Annotated in this window: 21 protein-coding genes; 7 read left to right on the forward strand and 14 right to left on the reverse strand. The window is 73.2% G+C overall.

From position 1 onward, the window contains the following. Positions 1–76 precede the first annotated feature (76 nt). On the forward strand, positions 77–1,186 hold the full coding sequence (locus tag ACTXG6_RS20805) for an NAD-dependent epimerase/dehydratase family protein (protein WP_445189461.1): 1,110 nt from the start codon (positions 77–79) through the stop codon (positions 1,184–1,186). Between the two features lie 47 nt (positions 1,187–1,233). Further along, on the forward strand, positions 1,234–1,893 hold the full coding sequence (locus ACTXG6_RS20810) for a glycosyltransferase family 2 protein (protein ID WP_445189462.1): 660 nt from the start codon (positions 1,234–1,236) through the stop codon (positions 1,891–1,893). 132 nt (positions 1,894–2,025) lie between these two features. Here ACTXG6_RS20810 and ACTXG6_RS20815 read toward each other — a convergent pair whose 3' ends face one another. Then, positions 2,026–5,220, reverse strand: a complete 3,195-nt coding sequence (locus ACTXG6_RS20815; protein ID WP_445189463.1) for an arabinosyltransferase domain-containing protein — start codon at positions 5,218–5,220, stop codon at positions 2,026–2,028. A gap of 102 nt (positions 5,221–5,322) precedes the next feature. Beyond that, positions 5,323–5,721: an OsmC family protein gene (locus ACTXG6_RS20820; RefSeq protein ID WP_445189464.1), complete on the reverse strand. Its 399-nt coding sequence runs from the start codon at positions 5,719–5,721 to the stop codon at positions 5,323–5,325. A gap of 163 nt (positions 5,722–5,884) precedes the next feature. Between ACTXG6_RS20820 and ACTXG6_RS20825 the strand changes: the two genes are divergently transcribed. After that, a complete protein-coding gene (locus tag ACTXG6_RS20825; protein WP_445189465.1) occupies positions 5,885–6,514 on the forward strand; it encodes a hypothetical protein in 630 nt (209 codons plus the stop codon). A gap of 123 nt (positions 6,515–6,637) precedes the next feature. On the opposite strand, the gene ACTXG6_RS20830 is transcribed toward ACTXG6_RS20825, so the two are convergent. Beyond that, complete coding sequence (locus ACTXG6_RS20830; protein WP_445189466.1) at positions 6,638–7,336, reverse strand: hypothetical protein; 699 nt, start codon at positions 7,334–7,336, stop codon at positions 6,638–6,640. Positions 7,337–7,734: 398 nt separating this feature from the next. Between ACTXG6_RS20830 and ACTXG6_RS20835 the strand changes: the two genes are divergently transcribed. Further along, on the forward strand, positions 7,735–8,154 hold the full coding sequence (locus tag ACTXG6_RS20835; RefSeq protein ID WP_445189467.1) for a DUF5709 domain-containing protein: 420 nt from the start codon (positions 7,735–7,737) through the stop codon (positions 8,152–8,154). A 217-nt stretch (positions 8,155–8,371) separates the two neighbouring features. Here ACTXG6_RS20835 and ACTXG6_RS20840 read toward each other — a convergent pair whose 3' ends face one another. The 10 genes from ACTXG6_RS20840 to ACTXG6_RS20885 form a co-directional block, all read right to left on the reverse strand. Then, on the reverse strand, positions 8,372–8,842 hold the full coding sequence (locus ACTXG6_RS20840; protein ID WP_445189468.1) for a nitrile hydratase accessory protein: 471 nt from the start codon (positions 8,840–8,842) through the stop codon (positions 8,372–8,374). Beyond that, positions 8,839–9,432, reverse strand: a complete 594-nt coding sequence (gene nthA / locus ACTXG6_RS20845) for a nitrile hydratase subunit alpha (RefSeq protein WP_445189469.1) — start codon at positions 9,430–9,432, stop codon at positions 8,839–8,841. Before nthA ends, ACTXG6_RS20840 begins: the two co-directional genes overlap by 4 nt. Then, entirely contained in the window at positions 9,429–10,121 is a 693-nt protein-coding gene (gene nthB / locus ACTXG6_RS20850; RefSeq protein WP_445189470.1) for a nitrile hydratase subunit beta, read from the reverse strand. Before nthB ends, nthA begins: the two co-directional genes overlap by 4 nt. A 157-nt stretch (positions 10,122–10,278) precedes the next feature. Next, positions 10,279–11,217 (reverse strand): LysR family transcriptional regulator, encoded by a 939-nt coding sequence (locus ACTXG6_RS20855; RefSeq protein ID WP_445189471.1) that lies wholly within the window; start codon positions 11,215–11,217, stop codon positions 10,279–10,281. Between the two features lie 162 nt (positions 11,218–11,379). Then, a complete protein-coding gene (cbbX, locus tag ACTXG6_RS20860) occupies positions 11,380–12,381 on the reverse strand; it encodes a CbbX protein (protein ID WP_445189472.1) in 1,002 nt (333 codons plus the stop codon). Position 12,382: 1 nt separating this feature from the next. After that, positions 12,383–12,808, reverse strand: a complete 426-nt coding sequence (locus tag ACTXG6_RS20865) for a ribulose bisphosphate carboxylase small subunit (RefSeq protein WP_445189473.1) — start codon at positions 12,806–12,808, stop codon at positions 12,383–12,385. Between the two features lie 15 nt (positions 12,809–12,823). Further along, complete coding sequence (locus ACTXG6_RS20870) at positions 12,824–14,254, reverse strand: form I ribulose bisphosphate carboxylase large subunit (RefSeq protein ID WP_445189474.1); 1,431 nt, start codon at positions 14,252–14,254, stop codon at positions 12,824–12,826. 263 nt (positions 14,255–14,517) lie between these two features. Next, positions 14,518–15,132 (reverse strand): TetR/AcrR family transcriptional regulator, encoded by a 615-nt coding sequence (locus tag ACTXG6_RS20875; protein WP_445189475.1) that lies wholly within the window; start codon positions 15,130–15,132, stop codon positions 14,518–14,520. Positions 15,133–15,184: 52 nt separating this feature from the next. Further along, the gene (locus tag ACTXG6_RS20880; RefSeq protein ID WP_445189476.1) at positions 15,185–16,420 is read right to left on the reverse strand and encodes a GAF domain-containing sensor histidine kinase; all 1,236 of its coding nucleotides are present in this window, start codon (positions 16,418–16,420) and stop codon (positions 15,185–15,187) included. Then, entirely contained in the window at positions 16,417–17,052 is a 636-nt protein-coding gene (locus ACTXG6_RS20885; protein WP_445189477.1) for a response regulator, read from the reverse strand. The genes ACTXG6_RS20880 and ACTXG6_RS20885 overlap by 4 nt, the downstream gene beginning before the upstream one ends. A gap of 189 nt (positions 17,053–17,241) precedes the next feature. Here ACTXG6_RS20885 and ACTXG6_RS20890 point away from each other — a divergent pair, with 189 nt between their 5' ends. From ACTXG6_RS20890 to ACTXG6_RS20900, 3 genes are all read left to right on the forward strand, one after another. Beyond that, positions 17,242–18,189, forward strand: coding sequence for a phosphoribulokinase (locus ACTXG6_RS20890; protein ID WP_445189478.1), 948 nt, complete (start codon positions 17,242–17,244; stop codon positions 18,187–18,189). Positions 18,190–18,301: 112 nt separating this feature from the next. Beyond that, positions 18,302–18,805, forward strand: coding sequence for a MauE/DoxX family redox-associated membrane protein (locus tag ACTXG6_RS20895; RefSeq protein WP_445189479.1), 504 nt, complete (start codon positions 18,302–18,304; stop codon positions 18,803–18,805). Beyond that, the gene (locus tag ACTXG6_RS20900; protein ID WP_445189480.1) at positions 18,805–19,500 is read left to right on the forward strand and encodes a thioredoxin domain-containing protein; all 696 of its coding nucleotides are present in this window, start codon (positions 18,805–18,807) and stop codon (positions 19,498–19,500) included. The genes ACTXG6_RS20895 and ACTXG6_RS20900 overlap by 1 nt, the downstream gene beginning before the upstream one ends. A gap of 12 nt (positions 19,501–19,512) precedes the next feature. Here ACTXG6_RS20900 and pabB read toward each other — a convergent pair whose 3' ends face one another. Continuing rightward, entirely contained in the window at positions 19,513–21,333 is a 1,821-nt protein-coding gene (gene pabB / locus ACTXG6_RS20905) for an aminodeoxychorismate synthase component I (protein WP_445189481.1), read from the reverse strand. Between the last annotated feature and the right edge of the window lie 37 nt (positions 21,334–21,370).

A 21,370-nucleotide genomic window follows, 5' to 3' on the forward strand; every position in this document is an offset into this window, starting at 1 on the left:
ACGATCATGACGGTTCGTAAGCACTCGGTAACCGATCTCCGCCGTGCGCCCGGAGCACGGCCGTTAGCCTCGTGCGGTGCACATCCTGATCACCGGCGGGGCCGGGTTCATCGGGTCCCACGTCGCGGACCTGCTCGCCGACTCGGGCCACCGGGTACTGCTGCTGGACGCGCTGCTGCCGCAGGCGCACGGGTCGGGCGGGGCGCCGCCGTGGACCGACCGGCACGAGCTGGTGGTCGGCGACGTGCGGGACGGCGAGCTGCTGCGCCGGCTGCTGCCCGGGATGGACGCGGTGTGTCACCAGGCCGCGATGGTCGGCCACGGGCTGGACCCCTCCGACGCGCCCGACTACGCCTCGCACAACGACTACGGCACCGCGGTGCTGCTCGCCGCCATGCACGCCACCGGCGTGGGCCGGCTGGTGCTGGCCGGCTCGATGGTCGTCTACGGCGAGGGCCGCTACGACTGCGCGACCCACGGCACCGTGCGGCCCGGCCCGCGCCGGCCGGCGGAGCTGGCTGCCGGCCGGTTCGAGCCGCCCTGCCCGGAGTGCGGCGCGGCCCTGGTCGGCGGCCTGGTCGGGGAGGACGCCCCGCTGGACCCGCGCAGTACGTACGCCGCGAGCAAGCTCGCCCAGGAGCACCTGTCCGGCGCCTGGGCGCGGCAGACCGGCGGCTCGGTGTGGTCGTTGCGCTACCACAACGTGTACGGCCCCCGGATGCCCCGGGACACCCCGTACGCCGGGGTGGCGTCGATCTTCCGCTCCGCGCTGGCCAGGGGAGAGGCACCCACGGTGCTCGAGGACGGGGCACAGCGGCGGGACTTCGTGCACGTCACCGACGTGGCCGAGGCGAACGCGCTGGCGCTGGCCGCCGACCCGGCGCGCACGGCCGGCCGGCTGGAGGCGGTGAACGTGTGCTCCGGCGAGCCGCACACGGTGGGTGAGCTGGCCGCCACGCTGGCCTCGGCGATGGACGGCCCGCAGCCGGTGACCGTGGGCGGGGCGCGGGCGGCCGACGTCCGGCACGTGGTGGCCGACCCCGCCAAGGCACGTGCGCTCCTCGGCTTCCGGGCCGGGGTGCGCTTCGCCGACGGGGTGGCCGCGTTCGCCACCGACCCGCTCCGCGACCCGGCCGGACTCACTGGCCCCCCGGCGGTCTCCTCGCCCGGTGTCACCACTCCGTAACCGGGTCGGCGCGGGTCCGGGGCCGTGGTTCTTCTAGGGTGCGCAGCGTGACAGCCGGTGCGGACGTGGTGCTGCCCTGCCTCAACGAGGCCGAGTCGCTGCCGGGGGTGCTGGCCCGGCTGCCCGCCGGCTACCGGGCGATCGTGGTGGACAACGGCAGCACGGACGACACGGTGGCGGTGGCCACGGCGGCCGGTGCCACCGTCGTGCACGAGCCGAGGCGGGGTTACGGCGCGGCGGTGCACGCCGGGCTGCTGGCCGCGACCGCCGACTACGTGTGCGTGCTCGACGCGGACGGTTCGCTGCCCCCGGAGGTGCTGCCCACCCTGGTGGCCGAGGTGGCCGCCGGCCGTGCCGACCTGGCGGTGGGTCGGCGCCGCCCGGTCCGGGGTGCCATGCCGTGGCACGCCCGGCTGGGCAACGCGCTGATCGCCGGCCTGCTGCGCCGCCGGGGGGTTCCGGTGCACGACATCGCGCCGGTCCGCGTGGTCCGCCGGGACGCACTGCTCGCGCTCGGTGTGCAGGACCGCGCGTTCGGCTACCCGCTGGAGCTGCTGCTGCGCGCCGGGTCGGCCGGCTGGCGGCTGCACGAGATCGACGTGGAGTACCGCCCCAGGACCGGCGGCCGGTCCAAGGTGTCCGGCTCGGTGCGGGGTACCGCCCGCGCGGTGCGCGACATGAGCGCGGTGCTGGCCCTCACCCGCTGACCGAACCTCGCCCGACCGTCTCAGAACCTCGCCCGCCCGCGGTCTCAGAACCTCGCCGAGTTCAACCACACCGGCCCCGATCGGGGGGTGCGAGGCCGCTGCGGTTGAACTCGGCGAAGGATTCGGCGCTGGTCAGCCGTGCAGGCCGGAGACCGGGACCCAGCTGGTGTCGATCCGGTACTGGTCGCGGGCCGCGGGGTAGTGGGTCAGCAGCACGTCGCCCCAGTCCACCCCGGGGCGACCGGCCAGCTGGTTGGTCTCCTCGCCGAGCCCGCCCAGGGTGCGCAACGGGGCGAAGTTGCCGCCGATGCCCGGGTCGGTGGAGGCGGCGGACAGGTCGCCGTAGCTCCTCGGCGCCTCGAGCACGGTGACCGGCGCCTGGGCGAGGCCGTGGTGCACCGCGACCGGGTCGGTCACGCACGGGAACAGGAACGCGATCGGCCAGGCCACCAGCACCGGTCGGTGCTCGGCCAGGAACCCGTTGAGCCCGAGCACCTGGCGCAGCCTCGGACCGGACACCGCCAGCCAGCCGTCCGGGTCGGCGGTGCCGTCCGCCGCGCGCACCCGGACCCGGTCGGTGCCGGCCGGGACCTGCGCTGCGCCCACCCCCACGGCCCGCCAGAGCCGGTACTCCGGCGTCACCCCGAATGGCGCGCGCATCGGATCCGGCGGGGTCACGGTGCCCAGCGGCGTCACCGTCTCCGGTGCGGTCGCCGCGGCCGGCGAGTGGGTCGGTACCGGAGCGGCTGTCGGCACGGCTGTCGGTCCCGCCCGGCCGAACTCCAGGACCAGCCGGTTGCCGCCATCGGTACGGCCGGCCACCGACACAGCGACCTGCTGGTCGGCGGCCAAGCGGGGCAGGGTGAACCAGGGGCTGGTCAGCGCGCCGGTGTTCACCTGGCCCCCGATGAGGCTGCCCCAGAGGTATTTCGAGGCACCGGCGCCGGGCGGGTCCGGCGGCGGCGCGCCCTGGTCGTAGCCCGCGCCGGCGCTGAACCCGTCCAGCACACCGGAATCGGTGCCGGCCGGGGCGAGCAGGCCGGCGGGCACGTCGGGCAGCACCTGCACGTCGTCGGCCAGCCCGCAGCCGCCGTCCCTGGCCAGCCAGCGCAGGTTGGCCAGCGCCAGCGAACCGGTGGGCTGGCGGATCGGCGCGGCGATGAACGAACCGAGCAGCACCGCGACCGAGACCGCCACGACCGAGCTGGCCAGCACGGCCGGGGCGGCGACCAGCGAGCGGTTGGCCGGGGCGGCACCGCGGCGCCGCCGCACCACCAGGTAGCCCAGCCCGACCGCGCCCGCCCAGAGCAGCGGGGAGTTCAGCGGCAGCCCGCCGGGGCGGATCGGGCTGTGCGCCCACGGCACGTCGTAGATCACCGGTTGCCACCATTGGTTCGGCGCGCCGAAGGCCAGCCCGGCGACCACCGCGACCAACCCGACCCCGCCCAACCCGACACCGAGCGGCACCCGATCCCCGGCCGGCGTCGACCGGGCGCAACGCACCAGCAGGACGGCGGCCACCACCAGGAACGCGGCGAAGACCCCGGCCAACCCGCCGAAGTGGTGCGACCACTTGGACGGGGTGAGCCAGAACAGCGCCAGCCCCAGCACAGCGACCCCGGCCAACCGGGCCGCCGCCGGGCTGACCCGCCCGGCCGCCCCGGCGGCACCACCCTCGGCCGCCCCGGCGATCCCGCCCTCGGTGCGCCGGGCGAGCAGCAGCCCGACCACCGGCAGCAGCGCCAGGGTGAGCAGCACCGGCACCCGTTTGGTGGCGGTGCCGTCCGGGCCGTCGCCGAGCAGGGAGCTGTAGCGGGCCAGCTCGGCGTACCACGGCAACGACGGGCCGAACTGGGTGTGCCACCGGGTCGCGACGGCCAGCGCGTGCCAGCTCTGGTCGGCGAACACCAGGACCAGCGCCACACCACCGACGCAGCACAACGCCGCGACCCTGGCCACGATCTCGAGCCCGCCGGCACCAGCCCGGACGATCCGGACGACCTGGGGCGCGAACACCAGGACGGGTGCGGCGAGCAGCACCCCGGACGGGCTGGCGCTCACCGTCAGCGCGGCGAGCAGGGTGGCGGCGCCCAGTGCGGGCAACCCGCGCCCCCGCCACAGCAGTGCCAACACCCCGGTCACACCGACCGCGATGTAGGCCTCCGGGCGGACGCCGAGGTCGAACGGCAGCCAGCAGGCCAGGAAGCAGCCGGCCGCGAGCAGCCGGATCCCGGTGCGGCGGGCCAGCTCCGGCAGCGCGGCGACCAGGACGCCCCGGCTGAGCGCGAACCAGGTGACCGCGGCCAGCAGCGTGCTCGGTACCCGCAGCCACAGCGGCGCCAGGCTGACCTCGGTGAGCGGCGCCAGCACGTGCTGGGCCAGGGCGAACGGTGTCTCCGAGGCGTTCCACCAGCGGTAGTAGTTGCCCTGGTAGCCGGCGAGGCGGGAGTTGCGCGCGATCATCGCGGCGAAGCCGTCGTCGTCGGACAGCGGTCCGATCACCGCCCAGCCGGCCAGCGTGACCAGCATCCCCAGGTCCACCGCCAGCCCCGCGGCCCTGGCCCGGACACCGCGCCCGGGTTCCGGTGTCGAGCTGCCAACGCGGTCCTGAGCTGCGCCGGACCCGACCGCGCCGGACCCGACCGCGCCGGACCCGACCGCGCCGGACCCGACGGCGCCGGACCCGACAGCGCCGGACCCGACAGCGCCGGCCTCGACCGAGCCGGACCCGGCCCAGCAGAGCCAGGCCAGTGCCCCGGCCGCGGCGAGCAGCTGGACCGCCAGCAGCGCCGACTTCAGCCCGGTGGCCCGGACGTGGAACGGGTCCTCGGTGTACCCGGTGACGCTCAGCCCGGCGGCCAACGCCGGGGCCAGCTCGGTGCGGAACGCCTGCACCTGGGGCGTCGGCTCGCCGTCCAGCCGGATCCGCTGCCCGCCCGCCGCGACCAGCGCCCCGCCCGAGTCGGCGGCCACGGTGACCGCACACTCCGGTGCCGCCGTCGCGGTACTGCTCACCAGCCGCCCGTTCAGCAGCACCTGGGTCGCGCCGCCCGCCACCCGCACCAGCAGTCCCGCACCGGCCGAGGCGGTGTCCAGCACCGTGACCGGCCGGTTCGCCGCGGCGGCCGCGCGCAGCACCGGGCAGGGCACCTCAGCGGTCAGCCGCACCGGGCGGTACGGCGTGAAGAACGCGGTGCTGGAGGCCACCGGTTGCCCGGCGATCGGCCAGCTGACCGTGCTCCGCTCGGCGAGGACCGGTGCGAACGGCAACGCCACCGCGGCGAGCACCCCGACGCAGCCGACCACCAGCGCGGCGAAGGTCAGCACCCTCCGGGGGGAGCGTTCAGCGGACAGTGGGATGGGCCCTTCGGATCAACGAGAGTGCCGCGACCCTAGTGCAGCCGGCCCGGCGGCGTACTCGGTGACGGCCTACTCGGTGACGACCTCGATCGTCGGTGCGGCGGCCAGCGTCCGGGTGACGTAGCAGACCCGCTTCGCCGACTCGGCCAGCTTGGCCAGGTCGTCGCCGGTCGGGGCACTGGCCCGCACGATGATCCGGAACGAGCCGAACTGGGGGCCGTCGTAGTGGCCGACCACGTCGACCTCGACGTCGGCGAGCTCGATGTCGCGCTTGCGGGCGCTGTAGGCCAGCGAGATCGTGAAACAGGACGCGATCGAGGCCAGCAACAGCTCGGTGGGTTGTGGCCCGGTGCCGGTCCCGCCGGCCGACTCGGGCTCGTCAGCCACCACCTCGAAGTCGCCGGCCTGCACGACGGCCCGCAGGCCACCCGTCCAGCGGGCCTGCACGGCACGCTCGGTCACACCCATTCGTCCTCCTCTGCGCGGTGGTGCGTGGTCGGGATACGACCGCAACACCCGTCCCGGCCAGTGTGCCGTGGCCGCCGGGTGGACGTGCCGGCCGCCGCGGCACGCCGCCCTCGGGAGGGCGCGCTGGCCACGCGGACCCGGACGCTGTAGACCTGACTGCGGCATGGACACGACAAGGAACCTGACCGACCCGGCAGCCAGCGATCCCCGGGCGCGTTGGCGCGCGGCCGAGGACCGGCTCTACCCCACGCTGATCGCGAATCGGAGCACCTACCAGCTGGCACTGGACCAGATCCAGGCGGTGGTCGACGAGGTGCGGCGGCGCGGCGGGGACATGGCCGCCCTGCTGGCGGTCGAGGCCGACGCCGAACAGGTGCTGGCCTCGGCCTGCCCGGAGGGCGTCGGCCTGCCCACCGACCTGCTGCTGGGCGTGGCCTGCGCGGTCCGGGACCGGGAGCTCACCGCGGCGTCCGAGCGGCAGCGGGTGGAGCGGGTCGTCGCGGCAGCCAGGTCGGCCGGTGCCCAGTGGGCGTCGCTGCGCGGCCCGGAGTCCCCCGCCGAGCTCACCGAGGGCAGCACGGCGGCGCTGCACCTGGCCTCCGGGACGATGTTGACCGCCACTGTGGACCCGTGGTCCGGCGGTCCGCCGTACGGGCTGCAGGTAGCCCCGACCGACGGTCCGCCGACCAGCCGGAACTTCGCCGACCGGGCCGAGTGGCTGGCCGAGTACCGGCGGCGCCGGACGGAGCTGGCCGCCGCGCCACCCGGGTCGGCCGGCACACCGGCGACGTAACACCTCGATCCGGGGCGGTTGGCTGACGGCACGCGCCGCCGCGGCTCGCGAGAGAGCCCCGGAGCAGACTCTGCTCCGGGGCTCCGGGTGTCGGACCTGCCGAGGGACCGTCAGGACCTTCGCTTACTTGTTCGCGGTCGTGCGGCGCGCGCCGTTGTTCGTCTTCGGCTGCTCCGCCGATGCAGACTTGGCCGGTGCGGACTTGGCCGGCGTCGACTTGGCCGGCGTCGACTTGGCCGGCGCGGTCCGGTTGGCGGCCTTGCGGGTGGCGCTGCGCGTGGTGTGCGCGGCCTCGTCAGCGGCGTCCGTGACCGCCTCGGCGAACTCGGCGCTCACCTCGGTCACCGCCTTCGCGGTGTCCCGTGCCACCCGCTGGGTGCGGCGGGCGGTGCGCTCGCCGGCGGAGCGCGTCTCGAAGCTCACGGCCTCGAGTACCTCGCTGCCGACGTCGTGCAGCTCGTCCACCAGGTTCTCGACCAGCGAGTTCGAACGCTTGTTGGCGCTCTCCACGGAGCGCAGCGCACGGGCGACCTGGGGCTGGGTGCGGATGCGCTCGAGGGTGCCCTCGCCGCGCTCGGCCCACTCGTTGTAGGTGCCCCGCGCCCGCTCGCCCGCCTCGTCGGCGCGCTTGCGGAGCTCGTCGCGGCTCAGCCGGGTGCGCAGCTCCTCGGGCAGTTCGCGCAGCGTCTGCACCGCGAGGTCGGTCGCGCCGAGCGCGGCCATGACCGGCCGGCGAACCGCGTCGACCTGGGTGTTGACGGTCTTGTTGACCTGCGAACGGGCCTTACGGACGTCCGCGGAGGTCGGCAGCTGGATAGCCATTGAAGATCACCTCTCTGTGATTGGACTGGTGTCCGCGACGGCTGTTCGTGCCTGCGCCGCGGTCGGGTTGGACGGGCCGAGATCGGTCCGATCGCTCCGGTCCGACCCGGGCGCCGCGTCCTGCTCGACCAGCTCTCTGCTGTCAGGTCTGTTGTCAGATCCCGCTGTCAGGTTTGGACTGACAGGAACGACCATAAGGGAGAGTGCTAGCTGTAGCAAGCGCTCTGCTTGCGCAGGTGGGGTGGCCTTCGCCACGTTTTGGACAGCCGTCCGCCGCCCGGTCCCGCCGCGGGTCGGCGGTTCGGTCCGGGTGAGTCGGGGATCCGGTCCGGGCGGATCGGGCATACGCTCGGCGGTCGACCGGTTGTGCCGACCGGGTCGAACCGAGGGAGGACGCGATGGACCCCGATGAGGTCGACGACGACGTGTTCGAGCAGCTGGACGGACTGGACACGCTGGACGGGCGGGGCCCGAACGACCCGCTGGACGAGGGGTACTCACCGCCGGAGAAGCCGTGGGCGGTCGAGGACTGGGGCACCACCTCGCGCGAGGAGGCCGAGGGCGAAGGCCTGGACCGGCGGCTGGCCCGCGAGCTCCCGGAGTCCTGGGCCGACGAGGACACCGACGACGACGGCCTCGGCGACGAGTCCGACACCGACGGTGAGCTGCGTGACGACGAGGTCGGCGACGCCCGGTCCGGCCGGCTGACCGACAACGGCGACGGTGCCGGCGACCACGAGCCGTACGCCGAGGACGTCGGCATCGACGGCGCGGGCGCGTCCGCCGAGGAGGCCGCCGTGCACGTGGTCGACGACTGAGTACCTCTGGTGGACGTCGCGCATGGTGGACGTCGCGCGGGGCTGGGGTGCCGGCGGTTTGCTCGCTGACGTCGCGCATGGTGCGAGATGCGCGGCGTCCACGCAAGGTGCGCGACGTCGCCGCCTAGTCATCCACAGGCCGTGACGTGAACACGGTTACGTGAAACGCGCCGGGCCGTGGTCCGTCACCCGGTGCATCCGTTCCCGGTGACTCCGCTCAGTGCCCGTGCCCGTGGTCATCCCGGTGGTCGTGGCCGGCCGGGCGGTGGGCCAGTGCGGCGGCCCGGTCGCTGACCTCGCCGGCGGCCACCGTGCCGTCGCTGGCCAGCACGTCCTCCAGGGCGCCCAGCCAGTGCTGGTAGTAGCTCCAGCACTCACCGGGGGGCGGGGCGGCCTCCCAGGCGGCGATCCGGGCGATCAGGGCCGCCTGGAAATCCGGCCAGCGGAACGCACCCGCGTCGAAGAGGGTGACCGCCATCCCGAACGCGCGGCTCTCCCACGGCTCGGCGAACACCAGCTCGCCGTTGGACCGGGGCGGCGCTCCCGGGCCGTCCGACTCCAGCGGCGCGGCGGGTCCGTCGAGGCCCGCTCCGGCCTCCAGCCGGTCGGTGCCGTGCTGGTGAGTGCTGGGCTGGTCGGTGCCGCGCTGGTGAGTGCCCTGCTGGTCACGGTCGAGTTGGGGGGTCACGGGGCAGCCACCTTGGCCACGCCGACCATCGCGTCCCGGGTCACCAGCGGGATCAGCGCGTCCTCGTCGAGGTTCTCCGTGCCGGCCGGGCGCTGCGGGAGCACCAGCCAGCGGACCTCGCTGCTGGAGTCGCGCACGGTGATCCGGACGTCGTCGGCCAGCTCCAGGCCCATCTCGGCGAGCACCGCGCGGGGCTCCTTGACCACCCTCGCGCGGTAGGCCGGGTCCTTGTACCAGGACGGGGGCAGCCCGAGCACCGGCCACGGGTAGCACGAGCACAGCGTGCACACGATGACGTTGTGCGTGGTCGCGGTGTTCTCCACGACCACGATGTGCTCGCCCTGCGAGCCGGTGAACCCGAGCTCCTTGATCGCCGCGGTGCCGTCGGTGAGCAGCCGCTCCCGGTACTCGGGGTCGGTCCACGCCTTGGCGACCACCTTGGCGCCGTTGAGCGGGCCGACGTTGGTCTCGTAGTTGGTGATGAACTTGTCCATCGCGGTCGGGTCGACCAGGCCGCGCTCGGTGAGCAGTTGCTCGAGCGCCTCGGTGCGCAGTGCGGCCGGGATCCGCTCGGTGGGTTCGCTGCTCATGCCGTGACTCCTGCCGCGGGCTCCAGGTAGCTCTCGAACAGTTCGATGGTCAGCGCGAACGGCTCGGCGTCCGTGCCCGGTCCGGTGCCCCAGAGCTCGCGGGACTTGAACCGCACCGAGTAGACGTGCTGCGGGTTCTCGCCCAGGAAGTGGGCGTGCGTGTCGGGCAGCAGCGCAGCCGGCTGGATGATCTCCACCACGCCGGTGTGGCCGCGGACGTAGCCGGGCAGGCGGGTGTGGCCGGCGGGGGAGATGTCCTTGGCGCGCACGGTGTCACCGACCGCGAACGCCGGCGCCTGCTCCACGGTGCGCAGTGAGCCGGGGCCGGTGGCCGCGTAGTCCGGCTTGTCCGGCTCCGGTACCGGCGGCTCCTCGACCTGCTCGCCGCGCAGCCCTCGGGCCCGGGCGTCGACCGCGCCGGGGGCCAGGATGGCACTCTCGACGAGCATCAGCTCCGCGGCGTTGAGCCACCGCCCGAAGTAGCCGTCACTCAGGTAGGCGGCGCGGTCCAGCCGCTCCAGGGCGTGCCGGAAGGCGTCCAGGTTCCGCCCGGAGACCCGGCCCATGGACAGCAGGGCCAGCGCGAACGCCCGCCCCTCCCAGGTCTCCGCGAACACCGGTTCGTCCGGGCTCGGCGGGTGCACCGGGCCCCAGCCGCCCGTGCCGCCCATATCGGCGACCCCGTCCATGGCACCACCTCTCGTAGCTCCGCCAGCAATGACGATCATCCACCCAACAGCTGGATGGTGAGATGTGGCTCCGTTGCCTGAGTTCTATCCTGATCCCCAGGGCGGTGCCTCGCCAGGGCGGCCCCCGATGGTGGTCGGTGTGGGAGCGGTCGCGGGCTCAGGTCCGCGCGGCGGTGGCGGCCGGCGAGTCTTCCGCCGGGTCTCCCGGAGCTCCCGGAGAACCCGGTGCCCGCCAGCCGAGCTCGCCGTGTGCCAGCAGGTGGCGGACGAACAGCTCGGTGGTGGCGGTCGGCGCCGGCTGGCTCACCACGTGCCAGGGCCGCCGCAGCGGGGTGCCCGGTACCGCGAGCTGGACCAGCGCGCCGGACTCGAGGTGCCCGTGCACCGCCGGCAGGGACACCAGGGTGACGCCGAGGCCGGCCACCGCGGCGGCGACCACGGCGCCGTGCGAACCCAGGGTGAGCCGCGGCGGGTCGACCTCCAGAGCGCTGAGCAGCGCGGTCGTGGTGGCCCGGATACCGGATTCGGGCTCGCGGAGCAGCCAGGTCGCCGCGGCCGGGTCGAACGTGGCGGCCAGCTCCGGCGACCCGACGACCACCAGCGAGTTGGGGCGCACCGCCCGCACCCACATCGGCCCGTCATCGGGTGGGCGGCCGGCGACGACCAGGTCCACCTCGTGGTAGGCGAGCTTGGGCCACACCGCCCCCCGCGGCGCGACCTCCAACCCGAGCACCACCGCCGGGTACTCGGCGCGGAACGACGCGAGCAGGGTGGGCAGCAGGTGCTCGCCCGCCGTGGTCACCGCGGCCAGTCGCAGGGTGCCGTGCTCCGGGTCGGCCTCGCTGCGCGCGGCGGCCAGCGCCTCCTCGTGCAGGCCCAGGATGCGGCGTGCGTAGTGGACGTAGCGGCGGCCGGCCGCGGTCAGCCGCACCCCCCGCCCGTCGCGGTCCAGCAGGGGCACGCCGACCTCGGCGGCCAGTGCGCTGATCGCGGCGGACACCGAAGCCTCGGTGACCACCAGCCGCTGCGCGGCGGCCCGCACCGAGCCGGTGTCCGCCAGCTCGACGAGCGCCCGCAACCGCGCATTGGTCGTCACTGAGGAGCGCCCTGAACAATGCATGCTCTACTGCGAGGCGCCCAGCTGGCGCCGGGCGGCGTTGTCGTAGGGGTCGATACAACCCCGGCATCGACCCCTACGAGGAGGACAGGGCCTTTCGATGCATCCAACTGGATCACCTCTCGCGACGAGCGGCACTGTTCAGGACCCTCCCGTGATTGTCGCCCCGTCCGGCTCGCCCCGGAACACCCGGCTGGCCAGTAGGTCCGGTGCCTCCAGGGTGGTCAACGCGGCCAGGTCCACCCGGGGGTCGGGCCGCTCGAGCAGCCGCCGGGCCTGCCGCAGCCGGGCCCGCTCCACCGCGTTGCGCACACTGCGCGCGTTGGCGAACCACGGCTGGCCCACCCGGGCCCGCAGGTAGCGGCCCAGTACCTCGCGCGCCTCGGCGGAGAACCGGTAGCCCAGCCCGTCCGCCATCAGCTCGCTGATCTGCGCCAGCTCGCCGACGGTGTAGTCGGGGAACGTGATGTGGTGCGCGATCCGGCTCTGCATGCCGGGGTTGGCGGCGAAGAAGGTGTCCATCCGGTCGGCGTAGCCGGCCAGCACCACCACCAGGTCGTCCCGGTTGTTCTCCATCACCTGCAGAAGGATCTCGATGGCCTCGCCGCCGTAGTCCCGCTCGTTCTCGACCTTGTACAGGTAGTAGGCCTCGTCGATGAACAGCACGCCGCCCATCGCCCGCTTGATCACGTCCTTGGTCTTCGGTGCGGTGTGCCCGACGTACTGCCCGACGAGGTCGTCCCTGGTCACCGCCACCAGGTGACCCCGGCGCAGGTAGCCGAGCCGGTGCAGCAGGTCGGCCAGCCGCAGCGCCACGGTGGTCTTGCCGGTGCCGGGGTTACCGGTGAAGCACATGTGCAGCGTCGGCGCCGGCGTGGCCACCCCGAACCGCGCCCGGGTGCGGTCCACCAGCAGCAGCGCGGCGATCTCGGCGAGGCGCGTCTTCACCGGCGCCAGCCCGACAAGCTCCCGGTCCAGCGCGCCGAGCACCTCGTCGATACCGGCATCCCGGCGGGCCTGCGCGAGGTCCACCAGGGTGTCGGCAGGCAGTACCTCGGGAGCCGGCTCGGCAGGCTCCGGCACACCGACCGGGCGGCGCATCCCGAAGGAGGCGCGCTCGGCGGTGGGTGCTGGGCGGGTCACCTCAGCCCCGCGGGTAGCGCTCGCCGGCCGGGCGCTCGGTGGCGTAGGAGTGGGTGGTGTACCGGACGGTCCGGTTGCCGGTCTCCTGGCGCTCCAGCCGGAACCCGGGCTCCTCGGCGGGGCGCTGCACCAGGAACGACAGGGCGGTGGTCTGCCGGCCGAGCCGCGCGTCGTATGCGTTGAGCTTGATGTAGACGTTCGGGTTGGCCCGGCGGCAGGCGTCCACCTCCAGCAGGACGCCGGCCGGGTCGGCCAGCTCGAACATCGGCAGCCCCCACATCTCCCAGTAGGAGTTACGCGGGTGCGGGTCGTCGGTGTACTCGACCGACAGCGGCCAGCCGTTGTCCAGGCAGTAGCCGATCTGTGCGGTGATCTCGGCGTCGGTGAGCTCGGGCAGGTAGGAGAAGGTGCCCTGGGTGATACGCATGGTTTCCTCGCCCTCTCAGACGCTGGTCGGCGTCTCGACGACGTCCGGCACGTCGGTCGACTCGTAGTTGAAGGTGATGTCGCCCCAGGTGGCCAGCGCGATGTCGAGCTCGCGGCTCTGCTTGGCGGCCGCCTTGAGGATGTCGGTGCCCTCGATGACGTAGTCCCGGCCCTCGTTGCGCGCCTTGATCATCGCTTCGACGGCGACGCGGTTGGCGGTGGCGCCGGCCGCGATGCCCATCGGGTGGCCGATCGTGCCGCCGCCGAACTGCAGCACCACGTCCTCGCCCAGGTAGCCGAGCAGCTGGTGGATCTGGCCGGCGTGGATGCCGCCGGAGGCCACCGGCATCACCCCGGGCATGGACGCCCAGTCCTGGTCGAAGTAGAGGCCCTTGACCGGGTCGGCGGTCACATGGTCCAGCCGCAGCGTGTCGTAGTAGCCGCGGATAGCGTTCGGGTCGCCCTCCAGCTTGCCGACCACGGTGCCGGCGTGGATGTGGTCGACGCCGGCCAGGCGCATCCACTTGGCCAGCACCCGGAAGTTGACCCCGTGGTTCTTCTGCCGCGACCAGGTCGCGTAGCCGGCCCGGTGCAGGTGCAGCAGCACGCTGTTCTTCCGGGCCCAGTGCGCCATCGACTGGATCGCGGTGTAGCCGATCGTCAGGTCGATCATGACGATCACGCTGCCGATCTCCTTGGCGAACTCGGCGCGCTCGTACATCTCCTCCATCGTCCCGGCGGTGACGTTGAGGTAGTGGCCCTTGATCTCGCCGGTCGCGGCCTGCGCCCGGTTCACCGCCTCCATGCAGTGCAGGAACCGGTCCCGCCAGCGCATGAACGGCTGCGAGTTGATGTTCTCGTCGTCCTTGGTGAAGTCCAGGCCGCCGCGCAGCGCCTCGTAGACCACCCGGCCGTAGTTGCGCGCGGACAGCCCGAGCTTGGGCTTGGTGGTGGCGCCGAGCAGTGGGCGGCCGTACTTGTTCAGCCACTCGCGCTCCATCACGATGCCGTGCGCGGGGCCCTGGAACGTCTTCACGTAGTGCGTCGGGATCCGCATGTCCTCCAGGCGCAGCGCCTTGAGCGCCTTGAAGCCGAAGACGTTGCCGATGATCGAGCTCGTCAGGTTCGCGATCGAGCCCTCCTCGAACAGGTCGAGCTCGTAGGCGATCAGCGCGATGTACTGGCCGGGGATGCCGGGCACGGCGGTCACCGAGTAGCACTTGGCCTGGTAGTGGTCGTAGCTGGTGAGGCGGTCGGTCCAGACCACGGTCCAGGTGGCGGTACTCGACTCGCCGGCCACCGCGGCGCCGGCCTCCTCCGGGGGCACCCCGTCCTGCGGGGTGATCCGGAACGCGCACAGCACGTCGGTGTCCTTGGGCAGGTAGTCCGGCTGCCAGTAGCCCATCTCCGCGTACGGGATGACCCCGGCGTTCCAGCGATCAGTCATGAGCCCATGGTGGTTCGCCAACCCCTAGCACGTCTATCAAGAGTTGACCGCTCACTCTTAACTAAACGCCTAACTATCGCTAGGTGCCCGTTCCCCGGCTTGTTGTTACCGAACTGCACAGGAGGCAGGTTTTGGTGGCTCGCGACCTGCCTGTTGTGCAGCTCGGTAACCGCGTGCATGTTCGCGGCCGCGCGCTCGGCGCGCCCCCGTGCCTGGCGCGCCCCCGTGCTCGGAACGGTCGCCCTCAGTCGGCGGCGGTCCCGTCAGCCGGTCGCGGCGGCGGCCCGCAGTGTGGTGAGTGCGCCGTCGAGGGCGGCCTCGAGGGGTTTCAGCGACCGCATGGTCTGGGTCAGCAGCAGCCCGCCGTGCAGCGCGGCGAAGACGGACAGCGCCAGGGTGTCCGGGTCGGCGTCGGCGCGCAGCAGACCGGCATCACGCATCCGGCTCAGTCCGGCGCGCAGGTATCCGCGCCAGTGGTCCATGTGCCGGGCGACGTCCGCCGCACGCTCCGGGTCGTTGCCGATCAGCTCGGTGGCCAGTGCGCCGATCGGGCATCCCCAGTGCCGCTGCGACCCGTAGTGCGCCAGGACCGCGTCGCGCCAGCCCTGCCACGCCGCCCAGCTGTCCAGCTCGCCGAGGAACGGCTGCTGCGCCCGCAGGACCCGCTCGCTCTGGAACGCCGCGATCGCGCCGACGAGCTCGCTCTTGCCGCCCGGGAAGTAGTGGAACAGCTGGCTCTTGCTGGTGGCCGTGCCGGTGCAGATGTCATCCAGGCTGGTGCCGCCGACGCCGCGGGCCAGCACCAGGTCGGCGCCGGACGCCACGATGCGGGCCCGGGTGGCCGCGCCCTTCGGCGTCAGCTTCGCGGTCGCTGTCACGCTCTCAGGGTAGCTCTTGGACTGTCCAGTCCACTATGAGCAGCGGGGACGGTCAGGCGCCGGCCGGGACGGTGGCCACGATGGTGGTGCCCGAGCCCGGCCGGGAGACCACCCGCAGCTCGCCGCCGACCAGTTCGGCGCGTTCGGTCATGGACTGCATCCCGTAACCGCTCTCGACGGTGCCGGTGCCCGGATTGGGGCCGACCTCGAACCCCACGCCGTCGTCGGACACCTCGAGCCTGGCGGTGCCCTCGTGGGTCCCGAAGCGAACCCACGCGGTGCTCGCGCGGGCGTGCTTGGCGATGTTCTGCAGGCACTCCTGGGCGATCCGGTACAGCGCGATCTCCACGTGCTCGGGGAGCCGCTCGTCGGCGAGGTCCAGGCTCACCTCCAGCTGGGGCACCGAGCGGGCCAGGCTCGCCAGCCCGCCGGCGAGGCCGAGGTCGTCCAGCACCGGCGGCCGCAGCCCGCCGATCGCGATCCGTGCCTCGTCCAGCGTCAGGTCCACCAGCTCGCGGGCCACCCGCAGCTGCACGGCGGCCTCGTTCGGGTCGTCGCGCAGGATGTGGCCGACCGCGTCCAGGTGGTAGGAGAGGCTGACCAGCCGCTGCGAGATGCCGTCGTGGATGTCCCCGGCGAGGTGGCGCCGCTCGGTCTCCTGGGCGGCGATGACCTGCTCGGTGAACCGCTCGTGGGCCCGCTCCCGTGCGGCCAGCTGGCGGTGCATCCGGGCCTGGTGCATGGCGCCGGCCACCAGCCGCCCGATCACCAGCAGCAGCCGCAGGTCACGGTCGGTGAACTTGCGCCGGGCCACCGTGTGCACGTTGAGTACGCCGACCAGCCCACCCGGCTCGGTGGCCATCGGGACCGAGGCCATCGAGGTGAACTCGGTACCCCGCAGCGCCGGGATCGGTACGTAGCGCGGGTCGGACTCCTTGTGCTCGACGATGACCGCCGGCTCGTGGTGGCTGGCCACCCAACCGGTGACACCGGACCCGATCGGCAGCTGGATCAGGCCGACCTGCTGGTCGAACGGGGGCGTGGCGCCGGCGAGGGTGAGGGACCGCTCGGTGTCGTCGAGCACGTGCACGAAGCACACGTCGGTGGTGGTGGCGTCGGTGATCAGCCGGGCCACCGCGGCCGCCATCGGCTCCACCGCCGGGCCGTTGGACACCGCCTCGATGATGGCCAGCAGCAGCGCGTTCTCCCGCTCCGGCGCGACCAGCCCCAGGACCGGCCGGGAGCCGACCGACCCGAGCAGCGCGAACCCGGGTTCCCCGGCGGTCACTGGTAGATCCCCTCGCGCAGCGCGGTGGCCACCGCGCCGGCCCGGTCGCTGACCCCGAGCTTGCGGTAGATGGACCGCAGGTGGCTCTTGATCGTCTCGTCGCTGACCACCAGCCGGGTGGCGATGCCCCGGTTGGAAAGGCCGGTGACGATCAGCGAGAGCACCTCGCTCTCGCGGTGGGTGAGTCCGTGCCGGGCACCCGGCCAGAACTCGTTGCTCTGCAGCCGGGCGGCCGTGTCCACCGCACGGCCGGCCAGCGCGGTGTCGATCACCGTGACGCCGCTGTGCGCCAGTTCGAGCTGGCGCACCAGCTCGTCGCCGCTGATCTTCTTGAGCAGGTAGCCGGACGCGCCGGCGCGCAGTGCCTGGAACAGGTACTGCTCGTCGTCGTAGACCGACAGCAGCACCACCTTGCAGTTCGGGTCCCGGGTACGCAGCGTGCGGCACAGGTCCAGACCGCTGGCACCCTGCATGCGCACGTCGCACAGCACGATGTCCGGGGTCAGCCCGCCAACCACGCCGACCGCCTCGTCGGCACCGATCGCCTCGCCCACCACGCGCACCCGGCCGCGGAACGGGGCCAGCATCGCTTTGAGGCCGGCCACCACCATCTCGTGGTCGTCGACCAGCACGATGCGCAGTGGCCCACTCGACGGAGGGCCGGCCGGTGACCCTGTGGGCGACGCAGACATAGCTCAGGACGATAGAGCCATTTCGGCCGGGTCAGCCGCGGTTTGCCCCGGCATTACCCCGCAGCGGGGGAGACGGGGTGGGGGCCGCCGACCGTAACGTCGGGGCCTTCACCACCGGGAGGTGTATCGGTGCCTGACAAGAGGCTGCGGATCAACCGTGCGGGCGAGCAGCCGGCGCGGCGGCGACCGGTGCTGCTGGCCATCGCCGGGGACAGTGCCGCCGGCAAGACGACGCTCACCGCCGGCCTGGTGCAGGTGCTCGGGCCCGAGCGGTGCGTGTCACTGTGCACCGACGACTACCACCGCTACGACCGGGTGGAGCGCAAGGCGCTGCCGTTCACCGCACTGCACCCGGAGTGCAACTACATCGAGATCATGGAGCAGCACCTGCAGCTGCTCGCCAGCGGCCAGCCGATCCTGAAGCCGGTCTACGACCACTCCACCGGGCAGCTCGGCCGCCCGGAGCTGGTCGAGCCGAACGACTTCGTGATCGTGGAGGGGCTCTTCCCGCTCTACACCAAGCTGGCCAGGGCCTGCTTCGACGTGACGGTGTTCCTGGACCCACCGGAGCCGACGCGGCGGGAGTGGAAGGTGCGCCGCGACACTGCCAAGCGCGGCTACACCCCGGAGCAGGTGCTCGCCGAGCTCGCCGTGCGCGAGCCGGAGTCCGAGGCGTTCATCCGGCCTCAGCGCCAGCACGCCGACGTGGTCGTGCGGTTCGGTCCGATCGCCAGCCGACAGGACCCGGTCGACACGCCGCTGTCCGCCGAGCTGATTCTGCGCCCGACGATCCGGCACCCCGACCTGTCCGAGGCGCTGCGGCCCGGCCTGCACCGCACCATGCACCTCAAGCTGACCAGGGACACCGATGGGCGCCCGGTGGACACCCTGCACATCCACGGCTACGTACCCCGGGAGGCGAGCGCGACGGTGCAGGAAGCGATCTGGGCCTCGATCGGCGAACCGGGCAGCGAGACACCGGAGTGCCTCGGCCGGTTGGGCGCGGACGGCCGCAGCGAACCGCTCGCGATCACCCAGCTGCTCCTGCTGCACCACCTCATGGACGCCGCGCGCTGAACTCCTTCCTGAGAGCTTTCTGACAGCGAGCCATGCCGTAATTCGGGTCGGTTGGGCCCGGTTCGGGAACCGGGATGTGCCCCGCGAGCGACTGTTGAAGACAATGACTGCCGTGGGAACTGCCTTAGTAGCGAGAAAGCCGGCCTGGAGCTGGCTGTCCACCTTGGGTCGGCTGGTGCTGGCCGCGGTGTGGATCGCCGCCGGACTCAGCAAGATCACCGACCTGGACGCCTCGGTCCGGGCGGTGCGCGCGTACCGGTTGCTGCCGGAGCTCGCCGCCCAGATGGCGGGCGCCGGGCTGCCGGTGGTGGAGCTGGTACTCGGGGTGTTGTTGCTGGTCGGCGCCGGTGTGCGGGCCTGCGCGGTGGTGTCCGCGCTGCTGATGGTGGTGTACATGGCGGGCATCGCCTCCGCCTGGATCCGCGGGCTGCAGATCGACTGCGGCTGCTTCGGCGGCGGCGGGGCGCTGGCCGCCGGGGTACGGCCCACCTACGGCCTCGAGCTGACCCGCGACGCCGGCCTGCTGGTGGTCGCGTTGCTGTTGGCGAGGTGGCCGGTCGGCCCGTTCTCGGTGGATGGCATGCTCGCCGGCAGGCGAGAGGAGAACGGGCGATGATGTCCAAGAAGACCGGCCGGAACACCCGGTCGGTGGTGACCGCCCGGCGCGGCCCGTCCCTGACGGCGATCATCGGCATCGTGGTGGTGCTGCTGTTCGCGGGGGTGGTCGGGTTCGGCGTCTACCGCACCCAGCACCAGTCCAACTCGGGGGCGGTGCCGGTCAACGCCACCGCCAGCGGGGTGTTGGTGGGGCAGGCCAGCGCGCCGGCCAGCATCGACATCTACCTGGACTTCCAGTGCCCGGTCTGCCGGGCCTACGAGCAGCAGTCCGGTGCGACCATCGACGGCTTCATCGCCAGTGGCGCAGCGAAGGTGCTCTACCACCCGCTCGCGTTCCTGGACCAGTCCTCCACGACCAAGTACTCCACCAGGGCGTCGTCCGCGTCCGGCTGCGCGGCGCAGTCCGGGGCCGCGGTGTTCGCGAAGTACGTCAAGCTGCTCTACGCCAACCAGCCGCCGGAAGGTGGCGACGGCCTGCCGGAGAGCCAACTGATCTCACTGGGCCAGCAGGCCGGCGCCGGGGGCGACTTCGCCAAGTGCGTCACGGACAACACGTTCGCCGGCTGGACCGCCGCGCTGACCGACGCCGCGTCGAAGGCGGGCATCAACGCCACCCCGACGGTCGAGGTCAACGGCAAGCAGATCGACAACACCGACGAGGCCCTGCGCCAGGCGGTGCAGGCCGCCAAGTAGCCGCCGACCGGCTCAGCGCACTGGGGTGCTGGTCGGTGCCGACAACGCGCCGACACCGACCAGCACCGCCGGCCGCCAGCCGCGCAGCGAGCTGAGCACCGCCAGCCCGTCGGCCCGGTCCAGGTCGGCGGCCCGCAGCACCCGTTCGCCGAGCTCGCCGGCGGCGACCAGCCGTTCCCGCTCGACGCCGGGCAGGCAGCCGGCGGACAGCGGCGGGGTCCACCACCCCCCGTCCAGGCGTACGGCCAGGTTGGCGATCGTGGTCTCGGTGAGCTCGCCGCGCTCGTTGCAGAGGACCACGTCGTCGGCGTCCGGGTGGCGCCGGGCGCGCGCCGTGTAGGGCTCCCGGCGGCTGGTCTTGTGGTACGGCCAGAACGTTGCGGAGTCCACCGGTTCGAGGTCCAGCGCCAGCCGGACCGGGCGGCCGAGTGCGGCCGGCAGTGGCCCGCTCTCCACCTCGAGGGCGCCGGAGGGGTGCAGCCGCAGCCGGACCAGCGCCTCGCCGAGGCCGGCCACCTCGTCCCGCAGGCGTGCGCGCGCCCCGTCGAGGTCGAGCGGGAACCCGAAGTACTCGGCCGAGCGGCCCAGTCGGCGAAGGTGGCCGTCCAGGTTGCGGATGCCGGTGTCCGGCGCGTGGCCCATCGTCTCGAAGAGGTGGAACTCGGCCGGCGGCCGGTTCAGCACGGCCGCCTTCACCAGCAGCTCGGCGTGCTCGGCCTCGGCGTCGGAGGACCAGGTGATGCCGCCGCCGGTGCCGTAGACCGCCGCGCCGGTGGCCCGGTCCACCACGGCGGTGCGGATCGCCACGCTGAACCTGGCCCTGGTCGGCGCCTCGGGCGGGCCGACCCAGCCGATCGCGCCGCAGTAGACGCCGCGCGGCCCGTCCTCCAGCTCGCGGATCAGCGCCATGGTGCGCGCCTTCGGCGCACCGGTGATCGAGCCGCACGGGAACAGCGCGCGGAACACGTCCACCAGGTCGATCTCCGGGCGCAGCCGGGCGGTCACCTCGGAGGTCAGCTGCAGCACGGTCGGGTACCGCTCCAGCGCACACAGCGAGCTCACCGTGACGCCGCCGGTGCGGGCGATCCGGGCCAGGTCGTTGCGCATCAGGTCGACGATCATGATGTTCTCGGCGCGCTCCTTGGGGCTGGTGCGCAGCAGTTCGGCCTGGGTGCGGTCCTCGGCGAGGTGCCGGCCGCGGCGCGCGGTGCCCTTCATCGGCCGGGTGGTCAGCTCGTCGCCGCGCCAGCTGAAGAACAGCTCAGGGCTGGCACTGGCCACCGCGAAGCGGCCCAGGTCCAGGTAGGCGGAGTAGGCCCCGCGCTGGCGTGGCGCGAGGTCGGCGTAGAGCTGCTCGGGGTCCCGGTCGATCTGCCCGCGCATCCGCACGGTGAGGTTGCACTGGTAGGTCTCGCCGGCCGCGATGTGCGCGCGGACCCGCTCCACGCCGGCCCGGTGCGCGGCGGGCGTCCAACCCGGCCGCCACCGGGTCAGCGAGGTCCCCGGGTCCGCCGCCGGAGTGACCACCGGGACCCGCCGGGGTTCGGCGCAGAGCCCGAACCAGACCAGGGGCGGCCCGTCCGCCGCCGGCGGGTGGGTGACCAGCCGGTCGTCCAGCCCCCCGGCGGCCTCGTAGCCGACGTAGCCGAATGCCCAGCAGCCGTCCCGGGTGGCCCGGTCGACCTCGGCCAGCACCGCGACGACCTCGTCCGGCCGGGTGGCGGTGAGCACCCGGTGCGGCGCCGGGAAGCGCAGCGCATGGTCGGTCGCCAGGTCGTCGAAGCGGGCCCACGGCAGTGCCGGCGGATCGGTGCTGGTGGGGTTCGCTGTCATGGCTTTCCGGAGGTGGGAGGGGTACCCGGGAGCATAA

This window comes from Pseudonocardia sp. Cha107L01 (assembly GCF_052566575.1).